General features: G+C 66.7%; 10 protein-coding genes. 2 read left to right on the top strand and 8 right to left on the bottom strand.

The annotated features are described in order from the left end of the window. Positions 1–29: 29 nt before the first annotated feature. Together OU419_RS28190 and OU419_RS28185 are read left to right on the top strand one after the other, a co-directional pair. Complete coding sequence (locus OU419_RS28190) at positions 30–1,412, top strand: aspartate aminotransferase family protein (RefSeq protein ID WP_254469574.1); 1,383 nt, start codon at positions 30–32, stop codon at positions 1,410–1,412. 192 nt (positions 1,413–1,604) lie between these two features. Next, a complete protein-coding gene (locus OU419_RS28185; protein WP_254469573.1) occupies positions 1,605–2,663 on the top strand; it encodes an ABC transporter substrate-binding protein in 1,059 nt (352 codons plus the stop codon). A 99-nt stretch (positions 2,664–2,762) separates the two neighbouring features. Here OU419_RS28185 and OU419_RS28180 read toward each other — a convergent pair whose 3' ends face one another. The 8 genes from OU419_RS28180 to glyA form a co-directional block, all read right to left on the bottom strand. Then, complete coding sequence (locus tag OU419_RS28180; RefSeq protein ID WP_254469572.1) at positions 2,763–2,975, bottom strand: hypothetical protein; 213 nt, start codon at positions 2,973–2,975, stop codon at positions 2,763–2,765. A gap of 670 nt (positions 2,976–3,645) precedes the next feature. Further along, on the bottom strand, positions 3,646–4,845 hold the full coding sequence (gene fdhA / locus OU419_RS28175; RefSeq protein ID WP_254469571.1) for a formaldehyde dehydrogenase, glutathione-independent: 1,200 nt from the start codon (positions 4,843–4,845) through the stop codon (positions 3,646–3,648). Between the two features lie 394 nt (positions 4,846–5,239). After that, positions 5,240–6,097: a formyltetrahydrofolate deformylase gene (locus tag OU419_RS28170; RefSeq protein WP_254469570.1), complete on the bottom strand. Its 858-nt coding sequence runs from the start codon at positions 6,095–6,097 to the stop codon at positions 5,240–5,242. A gap of 56 nt (positions 6,098–6,153) precedes the next feature. Next, positions 6,154–6,789 carry a sarcosine oxidase subunit gamma gene (locus tag OU419_RS28165; protein WP_254469569.1) on the bottom strand — a complete coding sequence of 212 codons (636 nt, stop codon included), beginning with the start codon at positions 6,787–6,789 and terminating at the stop codon, positions 6,154–6,156. 81 nt (positions 6,790–6,870) lie between these two features. After that, positions 6,871–9,891 (bottom strand): sarcosine oxidase subunit alpha, encoded by a 3,021-nt coding sequence (locus tag OU419_RS28160; protein WP_254469568.1) that lies wholly within the window; start codon positions 9,889–9,891, stop codon positions 6,871–6,873. Beyond that, complete coding sequence (locus OU419_RS28155; protein WP_254469567.1) at positions 9,888–10,211, bottom strand: sarcosine oxidase subunit delta; 324 nt, start codon at positions 10,209–10,211, stop codon at positions 9,888–9,890. Before OU419_RS28155 ends, OU419_RS28160 begins: the two co-directional genes overlap by 4 nt. Before the next feature lie 12 nt (positions 10,212–10,223). Next, positions 10,224–11,474: a sarcosine oxidase subunit beta gene (locus OU419_RS28150; protein WP_254469566.1), complete on the bottom strand. Its 1,251-nt coding sequence runs from the start codon at positions 11,472–11,474 to the stop codon at positions 10,224–10,226. Between the two features lie 156 nt (positions 11,475–11,630). Then, entirely contained in the window at positions 11,631–12,884 is a 1,254-nt protein-coding gene (gene glyA, locus OU419_RS28145) for a serine hydroxymethyltransferase (protein WP_254469565.1), read from the bottom strand. Positions 12,885–12,995: the final 111 nt, after the last annotated feature.

Raw genomic sequence — 12,995 nt, 5'->3', positions numbered from 1 at the left:
CGTACGCCGCGGGAACTAGGAGACTATCGATGACCGACCAGATCAGACCGCAACGTGACACCCGCGATTACCAGAGAGCGGACGCGGCTCACCACATCCACGCCTTTCTCGACCAGAAGGCGCTGAACGCCGAAGGCCCGCGCGTGATGGTGCGTGGCGAAGGCCTGCACCTGTGGGACAACGACGGCAACCGCTACCTCGACGGCATGTCCGGCCTGTGGTGCACCAACCTGGGCTATGGCCGCAAGGACCTGACTGCCGCCGCCACCGCGCAGCTCGACGAGCTGCCGTACTACAACATGTTCTTCCACACCACCCACCCGGCGGTGATCGAGCTGTCCGAAACCCTCTTCAGCCTGCTGCCCGACCACTACAGCCACGCGATCTACACCAACTCCGGCTCCGAGGCCAACGAGGTGCTGATCCGTACCGTGCGCCGTTACTGGCAGGTCGCCGGCAAGCCGCAGAAGAAAATCATGATCGGCCGCTGGAACGGCTACCACGGCTCCACCCTGGCGGCCACCGCCCTGGGCGGCATGAAGTTCATGCACGAGATGGGCGGCCTGATCCCGGACATCGCCCACATCGACGAGCCATACTGGTTCGCCGCCGGCGGAGACCTGACCCCGGCCGAGTTCGGCCGCCGCTGCGCGCTGCAACTGGAAGAGAAAATACTGGAGCTGGGTGCCGAGAACGTCGCCGGCTTCATCGCCGAGCCGTTCCAGGGTGCCGGCGGCATGATCTTCCCGCCGGAAAGCTACTGGCCGGAAATCCAGCGCATCTGCCGCCAGTACGACGTACTGCTGTGCGCCGACGAAGTGATCGGCGGCTTCGGCCGTACCGGCGAGTGGTTCGCCCACCAGCACTTCGGCTTCCAGCCCGACACCCTGTCCATCGCCAAGGGCCTGACCAGCGGCTACATCCCGATGGGCGGCCTGGTACTGAGCAAGCGCATCGCCCAGACCCTGGTGGAAGAAGGCGGCGTGTTCGCCCACGGCCTGACCTACTCCGGCCACCCGGTAGCGGCGGCAGTGGCCGTGGCCAACCTGCGCGCGCTGCGTGACGAAGGCTGGGTCAGCCAGGTCAAGAACGACACCGGCCCGTACCTGCAGCAGTGCCTGCGCGAAGTGTTCGGCAACCACCCGCTGGTGGGCGACATCCAGGGCGCCGGCTTCGTCGCCGCGCTGCAGTTCGTCCAGGACAAGGCCACCCGCAAGCGCTTCGACAACGAGAACGACATCGCCTGGCGCTGCCGCACCATCGGCTTCGAAGAGGGCGTGATCATCCGCTCCACCCTGGGCCGCATGATCATGGCGCCGGCGCTGGTGGCCGGTCGCAGCGAAATCGACGAACTGGTCGACAAGACCCGCCGCGCGGTAGACCGCACGGCGCAGGAAATCGGAGTGCTCTGAGCCCCTTCCGGCCCCGTTGACGCGGGGCCGGAAACTCCGCACTGCGCGAGCAGGGAACCGCTCAGGCCCGAACACCCAACAACGCCGCGAGCGCAATGACGCCCGCGCGATGGAACCCTTTTGCCTGGCCATTGGCCGGGGGTACTGCCCAGCAACAACAAACAACGCCAATCCGGCTGTGGGAGTCGTTCCATGAAATCGTCCTTGCTCAACCGCTTCCCGTTCACCAGCGTCTTCGCCTGCGCCCTTGCCGCCGCCATCGGCAGCGCCCACGCGCAGTCCCAGAGCATCACCGTCATCTCCTTCGGCGGCGCCACCAAGGCGGCCCAGGAGCAGGCTTACTTCAAACCCTTCGAAGCCAGCGGCGCTGGCAAGATCGTCGCCGGTGAGTACAACGGCGAAATGGCCAAGGTGAAGGCGATGGTCGACGTCGGCAAAGTCACCTGGGACGTGGTCGAGGTGGAAAGCCCCGAACTGCTGCGTGGCTGCGACGAGGGTCTGTTCGAACGCATCGACCCGGCGGCCATCGGCGACGAGAAGAACTTCGTCCCCGGTACCCTGAGCGAATGCGGCGTGGCCACCTACGTCTGGTCGATGGTCATGGCCTACAACGGCGCCAAGCTCGCCAAGGCTCCGCAGTCCTGGGCCGACTTCTGGAATACCGCCGAATACCCCGGCAAGCGCGGCCTGCGCAAGGGTGCCAAGTACACCCTGGAAATCGCCCTGCTGGCCGACGGCGTGAAGCAGGAAGACCTCTACAAGGTGCTCGGCACAAAGGAGGGCGTTGACCGCGCCTTCGCCAAGCTCGACCAGCTCAAGGGCAATATCCAGTGGTGGGAAGCCGGCGCGCAGCCGCCGCAGTGGCTGGCCGCTGGCGACGTGGTGATGAGCGCCGCCTACAACGGCCGCATCGCCGCCGCGCAGAAGGAAGGCGTGAAGCTCGGCATCGTCTGGCCGGGCAGCCTCTACGACCCGGAATACTGGGCCGTGGTGAAGGGCACGCCGAACAAGGCGCTGGCCGAGAAGTTCATCGCCTTCGCCAGCCAGCCGCAAACCCAGAAGATATTCTCCGAGAACATTCCCTACGGCCCGGTGCACAAGGGCACGCTCGACCTGTTGCCGGAGGACGTGCGCAGCGCCCTGCCGACCGCGCCGGCCAACCTGGAAGGTGCCCGTGCGGTCGATGCGGCGTTCTGGGTCGATCACGGCGAAGAACTGGAGCAGCGCTTCAACGCCTGGGCGGCGCGCTGATTCCGCTGTCACCGCCGCGCCTGCGACTGGTGCAGGCGCGGCGGTGCATCGTGCTTGATGAGGGGCGAGTAACGCTGTGCGTTATTCGCCCTGCGAGGCTTAGCTTTGCCGGCGCGCGGCGTCGTAGAGTTGGGCGGCTTCTGCCAGCAGTAGCTCCACGCCGCTCAGGGTTCGGGCGAGCAGGTCGCCGCTGGGCAGGTTGTCGGAGCTGGCCAGCAGGAGCAGTGCGGAGCGCGCTGAGCTTTGGCGGTCCTCGGCGGCGTCGAAGAGTTCAATGGATGTGGCGTCAATACGGATCTGGAATGCGGTCATTTTCATAATCCTTCAAGAATTGAGCAGTTCTGCTCGACCAGACGCCAATCTGGAGAGCAGGCCGTACAGGTTGGCGTGCCGGGAATGACCACCCGGTGCATCCGAAGATGCCCTGCACGGCCCGCCCATTGTGTAGACACGGCCATGCCGACAGGTACCTTTCGGCACTCGTCTGGTCATTCTTTCCGGGACGCCAATCCCGCACCGCTCGGTTGAGCGGCTGGGAAACGGTACGGGCTGAGCCTCTGGTCGTCAATCCGGTGGCGAGGTGCGCAGTCGCGGTGTTGGGGAGCGAGGTTGGCTTCACACTGGGGTGGACGTTTTGGGCTGGTGTCTGGCGCCGCTTTGGTGTCGCCTGAGGGATTCTGTTTCGCGCCCTCGGACGAGTCCCTTTTGTCAGGCGTCGGATAGCCGCCCTCCCAAAAGGAACCAGAAGGTCTCCGGGTCTTCGCTCCGGCATTGCTCCGAGGGTCGGCTTCCTGACGGGACTCTGCGCGCGCCGGGAACTTTGGTTGCTTCATGCCGGGTGTCGGGTACGGCTCTTCGTAGGATGGGGGAGCGAAACGATACCCATCCTACGAAATAGGATCACCGGGCAAAAAAAGGGAGCCTTGCGGCTCCCCTGGAGAGACGGCCACGAACGCGATTCGTGGCCGTGGCTGGCGCACCGTCAGGCGGCGCGGAACAGGTTGTGCGGGTCGATGACGAATTTCTTCGGCACACCGGCATCGAACTCGCCGTAGCCCTTGGGCGCGTCGTCCAGGGTGATGACTTCCACCCCGACGATGTCGGCGATCTTGATGCGGTCCCACATGATGGCCTGCATCAGTTGGCGGTTGTACTTCATCACCGGGGTCTGGCCGGTGTGGAAGCTGTGCGACTTGGCCCAGCCCAGGCCGAAGCGGATGCTCAGGCTGCCGTGCTTGGCGGCGTCGTCCACCGCGCCCGGGTCCTCGGTGACGTACAGGCCCGGAATACCGATCTTGCCGGCCACGCGCACCACACCCATCAGCGAGTTGAGCACGGTGGCCGGGGCCTCGTGCTGCGAGCCGGAATGGCCGTGGCCACGGGCTTCGAAGCCTACCGCGTCGACGGCGCAGTCCACTTCCGGCTCGCCCAGCAGATCGGCGATCTGCTCGTGCAGCGGAGTGTCCTTGGACAGGTCGGCGATCTCGAAGCCCTGCGCCTTGGCGTGGGCCAGGCGGGCCGGGTTGACGTCGCCGACGATCACCACGGCAGCGCCCAGCAGCCGCGCCGAAGCGGCGGCGGCAAGGCCGACAGGGCCTGCGCCAGCGATGTAGACGGTGCTGCCGGGCCCGACGCCAGCGGTCACCGCGCCGTGGTAGCCGGTTGGCAGGATGTCGGAGAGGCAGGTCAGGTCGCGGATCTTCTCCATCGCCGCCTCGCGGTTGGGCAGCTTCAGCAGGTTGAAGTCGGCGTAGGGCACCAGCACGTATTCGGCCTGGCCGCCGACCCAGCCGCCCATGTCGACGTAGCCGTAGGCGCCGCCCGCGCGGGCCGGGTTGACCGTCAGGCAGACGCCGGTGTGCTGCTCCTTGCAGGTGCGGCAATGGCCGCAGGCGACGTTGAACGGCACCGAGACCAGGTCGCCGATCTTCATGGTTTCCACGCCACGGCCGATCTCCACCACCTCGCCGGTGATCTCGTGGCCCAGCACCAGGCCTTGTGGCGCTGTGGTGCGGCCACGCACCATGTGCTGGTCGGAGCCGCAGATGTTGGTGGAGACCACGCGCAGGATCACCCCGTGGTCGATCTGCTTGCCCTGCGGGTCCTGCATTTTCGGATAGGGGATGTTCTGTACTTCGACCTTGCCCGGGCCGAGATAAACCACGCCACGATTGCCAGACATACGCATTCCTCATTGTGTTTGTGGGTACAAAGGCGGGCCTTGCGGCTCGCGGTTTTGCACTGGGATGTCGTGTGTTGCGCGACAGGGCCGGAAGTACTGCTGGCAGCCGGCGGGTCTGTCGGTGTTGCTCGGTGGTTGGAAGCGGGCTTCAAGACCCTCTCCCCAACCCTCTAACTAGGCGTCCCCCCCTGAAGGGAGAGGGCGCTTTACCGCTTGCGCCACAGTCCCGGTCGGAACGTAGGGCGGATGAGCTCCATCCATCCGCCGTTGGAAGTGTCATGGCGGATAACGCCTGTGGCGTTATCCGCCCTACTTGCCGTTCGGTGTCTCGGCTGCGCGCCCCGCTTGTCGGCGGCTCCGCTTGCAGCTTGTGGCTTGCAGCCCGGGGCTGCTCTTACAGCACCACCGTCCGGTTGGCGTTGAGGAACACGCGTTTCTCGATGTGGTAGCCCACGGCCTTGGCCAGGGTCAGGCATTCCACGTCGCGGCCCTTGGCGATCAGGTCTTCGGGGTAGTGGGCGTGGTCCACGGGCTCGACGCCCTGGGCGATGATCGGCCCTTCGTCGAGGTCGTTGTTGATGTAGTGGGCGGTGGCGCCGACCAGCTTCACGCCCTTCTGGTACGCCTGGTGATAGGGCTTGGCGCCCTTGAAGCCGGGCAGCAGCGAGTGGTGGATGTTGATCGCCCAGCCGTCCAGGCGGCGGCACAGCTCGGGGGACAGCACCTGCATATAGCGGGCGAGGATCACCAGTTCGGCGCCGGATTCCTCGATCACCCGCCATACCTTCGCCTCCTGCGCGGCCTTGTCGTTGGGGTCGAGGGCGAAGTGGTGGTAGGGGATGCCGTGCCAGCGCGCCAGCGGTTCGAGGTCCGGGTGGTTGGAGACCACGGCCACCACATCCATCGGCAACTGGCCGATGCGCTGGCGATAGAGCAGGTCGTTCAGGCAGTGGTCGGCCTTGGAGACCATGATCACCACTTTGCTGCGGTACCCCGGCGGGGTCAGTTCGACATTCATCTGGAACGGCGAGACGCGGTCGGCGAGGCCGGCGCGGAAGGCGGATTCGTCGAAACCGTCGCCTGCGCGGAACTCGATGCGGATGAAGAAGCGCTGCGCCAGGCGGTCGTCGAAGGAGTGGTGCTCGGTGACGTAGCAGCGCTGTTCGAACAGGTAGCGCGTGACCACATCGACGGTGCCCAGCAGGCTCGGGCTGTCGGCGGTGAGGATCCAGGTATCGGGGGTGCGGCTCATGGTCTGGCTCCGAACGGGTGGCACCCCTCTCCGCGGGGAGAGGGGAAGGGCAGCGCTTACACCGCTACCTGCAGGCCGTACTCGGCGCAGGAGTCCTGCAGCCACAGCCAGAAGTAGTCGGAGAAGCTGCGGCGCACCACCAGTTCCCAGGTGTGCTCGCCGGTATGGCGAATCACGCACTGGGACTTGGCGAATATGGTGCCGACCGCCTTGCCTACCGGGAAGTTGCTCGGATGCACGTCGTAGCTGGTGGACTTCATCAGCACTTCACGGACCTTGGCGCCTTCGAGTTCCAGCAGGGTCTGGCCGCCGCTGACGTTGACCACCGAGTAATGCAGCTCATCGCCCAGGGTTTCGCGCAGGCGCTGTTCGATGGCGAATTCCTCGCCGCCGGGGACAATCAGCAGCCACTCGTCCGGGCCGAGCCATTGCAGCGAGGTGCCGCCGTTGGCCACCAGGGTCAGCGCCACCGGCAGCTCCAGACCGAGGGCCTTGTGCACGCCGCCGGCGAAGGCCGGGTCGTGGGCGTCGCCGCGCAGGGTCAGGTGGCCGAGGAATTTCTTCTCGCGCAGGGTGATGCCGGCGTTGCTCACCTTGCGAGCGGCGAGCTGGTCCAGCTCGGCGTGGAACAGCGGCGACTCGGCCTTGATGCTGTCGTCGGGGCGCTGCTGGTAGAGATTGGCTTTGCTCATGTTCTGTTCACCTTGGGGCGCCGTGCGCCGGGGTAGTCGGTCAGCCCGCTGCGATGGCGGAGCGGGCGCGGCGAGGGCCGCTCAATCCACGTTCTGCCGTTCGCCTTTGGGGTCGTAGAACACCGAGCTGCAGATTTCCGCTTCCACCATGCGGCCGTCGGCCAGCGGGGCGTAGACCTTTTCGCCCATGCGCTTGATGCCGCCTTTCACCACCGCCAGGGCGAAGCCGTGGCCGAGGCTGCTGCTCATGTAGCTGGAGGTGACGTGGCCGACCATGTTCATGGGGATCGACTGGCGTGTGTCGAACACCAGTTGCGCGCCTTCGGGCAGCACATCCATCGGGTTGGTGGGCTTGAGGCCGACCAGTTGCTTACGGTCTTCGCGCAGGCAGTCGGAACGGTTCATGCCGCGCCAGCCGATCCAGGAGAACGGCTTGGTGCGCCCGACCGCCCAACCCATGTTGAGGTCGTCCGGGGTGACCGAGCCGTCGGTGTCCTGGCCGACGATGATGAAGCCCTTCTCGGCGCGCAGGACGTGCATGGTCTCGGTGCCGTAAGGCGTCAGGCCGTGCTTTTCGCCGTGCTCGACGATGGTTTCGAGTACGCCCATCGCGTAGTTGGCCTGGATGTTCACCTCGTAGGACAGCTCGCCGGTGAAGGAGATGCGGAACACCCGCGCCGGTACGCCGGCGACCTTGCCTTCCTTCCAGGTCATGAAGGGGAAGGCGTCCTTGTCCAGGTCGATGTCGGTGACCTCGGCCAGCAGCTTGCGGCTGTTGGGGCCGGAAAGGGTGAGGGTGGCCCAGTGGTCGGTGACCGAGGTGAAGTACACCTTCAGCTCCGGCCATTCGGTCTGGTGGTACAGCTCCAGCCACTCCAGCACGCGCGCGGCGCCGCCGGTGGTGGTAGTCATGACGAAGTGGTTGTCGGCCAGGCACGCGGTCACGCCGTCGTCGAAGACCATGCCGTCTTCCTTGCACATCAGGCCGTAGCGGGCCTTGCCCACGTCCAGCTTGGTCCAGGCGTTGGTGTAGACGCGGTTGAGGAATTCGCGGGCGTCCGGGCCCTGGATGTCGATCTTGCCCAGGGTCGAGGCGTCCAGCAGGCCGACCGACTCACGCACGGCGCGGCACTCGCGGGCCACCGCGGCGTGCATGTCTTCGCCGCGCCTGGGGAAGTACCACGGACGCTTCCACTGGCCGACGTCCTCGAACTCGGCGCCGTTCTTCACGTGCCAGGCGTGCAGGGCGGTGAAGCGCACCGGCTCGAACAGGTGGCCGCAGTGACGGCCGGCGACGGCGCCGAAGGTCACCGGGGTGTAGTTCGGGCGGAACATGGTGGTGCCGGTGTCGGCGATGCTCTTGCCCTGAGCGCGGGCGGCGATGGCCAGGCCGTTGATGTTGCCCAGCTTGCCCTGGTCGGTGCCGAAGCCCAGCGCGGTGTAGCGCTTGACGTGCTCGATGGACTCGAAGCCCTCGCGGCAGGCCAGTTCGATGGCGGCGGCGGTGACGTCGTTCTGGGTGTCGACGAACTGCTTGGGCGCGCGGGCGGTGGACTTCTCGTGGGGCACCTGGAACAGCGCCAGGGTGGCGTCCTCGGCGCGCTCGGCGACCACCGGCAGCTCGCCCTCGACAGCCTTGAAGCCGCCGTCGATCGCCGCCTGGGTGCCGGCCTTGTAGCCGTCGGCCAGGGCATCGGCGAGACGGAACACGCCGTTCACCGCGCCGGCGCAGAGGCGCTTCTGGAACGCCAGGCCCGGTACGAAGGCGAGGATGTCCTCGCGCCATTCCGGCTTGCCGCCCAGGTGGGAGGCCAGGTGCACCACCGGGCTGTAGCCGCCGGAGCTGGCGATGAGGTCGCAGTCCAGCCACTCGCCGGGCGCGGTCACCTTCAGGCGGAAGGTGTCGATGGGGGCGATTTTCGCGCCGCTCACACGCTTGCTGCCGCGTGCCTCGATCACCGCGCTGCCGGTGATGACGCGCATACCGCGCTTGCGCGCTTCCTCGACCCATTCGCCGCGCGGATTGGGGCGGGCGTCGGCGATGGCGACCACCTGCAGACCGGCTTCCTGCCAGTCCAGGGCGACGCGGTAGGCGTAGTCGTTGTTGGTGGACAGCACCAGCTTCTTGCCCGGCGCCACGCCGTAGCGGCGCACGTAGGTGGAGACGGCGCCGGCGAGCATGTTGCCCGGCACGTCGTTGTTCGCATACACCAGCGGGCGCTCGTGGGCGCCGGCGGCGAGCACCACGCGGTTGGCGCGCACGCGGTGCACGCGCATGCGCACCTGGCCCAGCGGGGCGGTCTCGCCCAGGTGGTCGGTGCGGCGCTCATGGATGGTGAGGAAGTTGTGGTCGTGGTAGCCGTTGACCGTGGAGCGCGGCAGCAGGACCACGTCCGGGTTGCCTTGCAGCTCGGCGATGACCTGGGCCACCCACTCCTCGGCCGGCTTGCCGTCGAGGGTCTCGCGGGTGTCGAGCAGGCTGCCGCCGAACTCTTCCTGCTCGTCGGCGAGGATCACCCGCGCACCGCTGCGCGAGGCGGCCAGGGCGGCGGCGAGGCCCGCGGGGCCGGCGCCGACGATCAGCACGTCGGCGTGGTGGTTCATCCAGTCGTAGCTGTCCGGGTCGACTTCGGTGGGCGCGCGGCCCAGGCCCGCGGCCTTGCGGATGTACTTCTCATAGGTCAGCCACATGGACTGCGGGTACATGAAGGTCTTGTAGTAGAAGCCGGGCGGCATCATCTTGCCGCCGACCTTGCCGAAGATCCCCATGAGGTCGTTCTGCACGTTCGGCCAGCCGTTGGTGGCGCTGGCGACGAGGCCGTTGTACAGCGCCTGCTGGGTGGCGCGCACGTTGGGCACCTGGGTGGATTCGCGCGAGCCGATCTGCAGGATGGCGTTGGGCTCTTCGGCGCCGGCGGCGACGATGCCGCGCGGGCGCGAGTACTTGAAGCTGCGGCCAAGAATGTCGACGCCGTTGGCCAGCAGCGCGGCGGCCAGGGTGTCGCCTGCGAAGCCCTGGTAGCTCTGGCCGTTGAAGGTGAAGGTCAGGGGTTTGCTGCGGTCGATACGACCGCCACGGGAAAGGCGATTCACCTGGCTCATGCCGGTACTCCCTGAGCGGCGGGTTTCTTCTCGGTATCGGCGGCGGTGATGCTGGGCTTTTCGCCGATCTTGTAGGTTTCGAGAATTTCGTAGGTCACGGTGTGGCGGGTGACGTTGAAGTACTGGCGGCAACCGGCGGCGTGCACCCACAGTTCGTGGTGGATGCCGCGCGGGTTGTCGCGGAAGAACATGTAGTCGCCCCACTCTTCGTCGGTGCAGGCGCCGGGGTCGAGCGGGCGCGGGATGTGCGCCTGGCCCTTGGCGTGGAATTCCTCTTCGGAGCGCAGCTCGCCGCAATGGGGGCAGAAGATGTTCAGCATGGTCGGGCCCTCTTAGTGCGCGACGGCGGCAGCGCCGTGTTCGTCGATCAGTGCGCCGTTGTGGAAGCGTTCGATGGAGAAGGGCGCGGCCAGCGGATGCGGCTCGCCCTTGGCGAGGGTGGCGGCGAAGACGTTGCCCGAGCCGGGGGTGGCCTTGAAGCCGCCGGTGCCCCAGCCGCAGTTGAAGAACAGGTTCTTCACCGGGGTCTTGCCGATGATCGGGCAGGCGTCCGGGGTGGTGTCGACGATGCCGCCCCACTGGCGGTTCATGCGCACCCGCGAGAGCACCGGGAACATCTCGACGATGGCCTGCAGGGTGTGTTCGATGACCGGGTAGGAGCCGCGCTGGCCATAGCCGTTGTAGCCGTCGATGCCGGCGCCGATGACCAGGTCGCCCTTGTCCGACTGGCTGATGTAGCCGTGCACGGCGTTGGACATGATCACGCTGTCGATGATGGGTTTGAGCGGTTCGGAAACCAGCGCCTGCAGCGGGTGGGATTCGATCGGCAGGCGGAAGCCGGCGAGCTTGGCCATGTGCCCGGAGTTGCCGGCGGTGACCACGCCGACGCGCTTGGCGCCGATGAAGCCGCGGTTGGTCTCGACGCCGATCACCGCGCCGTCCTGTTTGCGGAAGCCGATCACTTCGGTCTGCTGGATCAGGTCCACACCGAGGGCGTCGGCGGCGCGGGCGAAGCCCCAGGCCACGGCATCGTGACGGGCCACGCCGCCACGGCGCTGCACGGTGGAACCCATGACCGGGTAGCGGGCGCTCTTGGTGCAGTTCAGGTAGGGAATTTCTTCGGCCACCTGCTGCGCGTTGAGCAGTTCGCCGTCCACACCGTTGAGGCGGTTGGCGCTGACGCGGCGTTCGCCGTCGCGCATGTCCTGCAGGGTGTGGCAGAGGTTGTAGACGCCGCGCTGGGAGAACATGACGTTGTAGTTCAGGTCCTGGGACAGGCCCTCCCACAGCTTCATGGCGTGCTCGTAGAGCAGTGCCGACTCGTCCCACAGGTAGTTGGAACGGACGATGGTGGTGTTGCGCGCGGTGTTGCCGCCGCCCAGCCAGCCTTTCTCGACCACCGCGACGTTGGTGATGCCGTGCTCCTTGGCCAGGTAGTACGCCGTGGCCAGGCCGTGCCCGCCGCCGCCGACGATGACCACGTCATACACCGGCTTGGGCGTGGGCGTGCGCCACATGCGCTGCCAGTTCTCGTGGTGGCTCAGGGAGTGCTTGAACAGGCCGAAGCCGGAGTAGCGTTGCATGGGGTGCTCCTGATGTTTCCTGGCGCGAGGCTGCTTTTGTAGGGCGAATAACGCGTCAGCGTTATCCGCCGTGCCGGCGGCGGCGGATAACCTGTTCCAGGTTATGCGCCCTACGGCTACGGCGTGACAGTGGCTCCTATCGCGCCTTTCGAAATGTCAACGGTAAACCGGGAAGTCCGCGCACAGCCCGGCGACCTGGGTGGCCACCTTGGCCTCGACGTCGGCGTCGCCCAGGTGGTCCAGCACGTCACAGATCCAGCCGGCCAACTCGCGGCACTGTTCTTCCTTCAGCCCGCGAGTGGTCACCGCCGGGGTACCGATGCGGATGCCGGAGGTGACGAACGGGCTCTGCGGGTCGTTGGGCACGGCGTTCTTGTTCACGGTGATGCCGACGCGGCCCAGGGCGGCGTCCGCTTCCTTGCCGGTCAGGCCCTGCTTCACCAGGCTGATCAGCATCAGGTGGTTGTCGGTGCCGCCGGAAACCACGTCATAGCCGCGCTCGAGGAACACCTTGGCCATTGCCTGGGCGTTCCGGATCACCTGGGCCTGGTAGTCCTTGAAGCCGGGCTCCAGCGCTTCCTTGAAGCACACCGCCTTGGCGGCGATCACGTGCATCAGCGGGCCGCCCTGGGCGCCGGGGAAGACGGCGGAGTTGAGCTTCTTCTCGATCTCCTCGTTGGACTTGGCCAGGATCAGGCCGCCGCGCGGGCCGCGCAGGGTCTTGTGGGTGGTGGTGGTGACCACGTCGGCGTAGGGCAGCGGGTTCGGGTACAGGCCGGCGGCGACCAGGCCGGCCACGTGGGCCATGTCGACGAAGAGCAGCGCACCGACCTTGTCGGCGATGGCGCGGAAGCGCGGGAAGTCGAGGGTCTTGGAGTAGGCGGAGAAGCCGGCGACGATCATCTTCGGCTTGTGCTCCACGGCCAGGCGCTCGACCTCGTCGTAGTCGATCAGCCCGGTATCGGTGTTCAGGCCGTACTGCACGGCGTTGTACAGCTTGCCCGAGGACGACACCTTGGCGCCGTGGGTCAGGTGGCCGCCGTGGGCCAGGCTCATGCCCAGGAGGGTGTCGCCGGCGTTGAGCAGCGCGAGGTACACCGCGGAGTTGGCCGAGGAACCCGAGTGCGGCTGGACGTTGGCGTAGTCGGCGCCGAACAGCTGCTTGGCGCGGTCGATCGCGAGCTGCTCGACTTTATCCACATGCTCGCAGCCACCGTAGTAGCGCTTGCCCGGATAGCCTTCGGCGTACTTATTGGTCAGCCCGCTGCCCTGAGCCTGCATGACGCGCTTGCTGGTGTAGTTCTCCGAGGCGATCAGTTCGAGGTGGTCCTCCTGGCGGGCCTCCTCGGCGTCCATCGCCGCGAGCAGTTCGTCGTCATAGCCCTGGATCTGGTCGTGCTTGCTGAACATCGCTGCGTCTCCCTGCGGCGCGAGAGTCGCGCCGGAATGGCTGGTGCCGGGCCGCATGAGGCCCCTTGGCAGCGATGGTATGACTGGCCCTTGCGCCCCAGATGCCTATGT

It is taken from the genome of Pseudomonas triclosanedens, assembly GCF_026686735.1.
GTDB classification, from domain to species: Bacteria; Pseudomonadota; Gammaproteobacteria; order Pseudomonadales; family Pseudomonadaceae; genus Pseudomonas; species Pseudomonas triclosanedens.
Note: the sequence above shows the minus strand (reverse complement) of the source record. Positions and strands in the feature narration are given on the sequence as shown.

Coding starts and splice junctions, on each gene's coding strand:
- OU419_RS28165 (WP_254469569.1), bottom strand. CDS start 6,789: ATGAGCAAAGCCAATCTCTACCAGCAGCGCCCCGACGACAGCATCAAG.
- fdhA (WP_254469571.1), bottom strand. CDS start 4,845: ATGTCTGGCAATCGTGGCGTGGTTTATCTCGGCCCGGGCAAGGTCGAA.
- OU419_RS28180 (WP_254469572.1), bottom strand. CDS start 2,975: ATGACCGCATTCCAGATCCGTATTGACGCCACATCCATTGAACTCTTC.
- glyA (WP_254469565.1), bottom strand. CDS start 12,884: ATGTTCAGCAAGCACGACCAGATCCAGGGCTATGACGACGAACTGCTC.
- OU419_RS28155 (WP_254469567.1), bottom strand. CDS start 10,211: ATGCTGAACATCTTCTGCCCCCATTGCGGCGAGCTGCGCTCCGAAGAG.
- OU419_RS28185 (WP_254469573.1), top strand. CDS start 1,605: ATGAAATCGTCCTTGCTCAACCGCTTCCCGTTCACCAGCGTCTTCGCC.
- OU419_RS28160 (WP_254469568.1), bottom strand. CDS start 9,891: ATGAGCCAGGTGAATCGCCTTTCCCGTGGCGGTCGTATCGACCGCAGC.
- OU419_RS28190 (WP_254469574.1), top strand. CDS start 30: ATGACCGACCAGATCAGACCGCAACGTGACACCCGCGATTACCAGAGA.
- OU419_RS28170 (WP_254469570.1), bottom strand. CDS start 6,097: ATGAGCCGCACCCCCGATACCTGGATCCTCACCGCCGACAGCCCGAGC.
- OU419_RS28150 (WP_254469566.1), bottom strand. CDS start 11,474: ATGCAACGCTACTCCGGCTTCGGCCTGTTCAAGCACTCCCTGAGCCAC.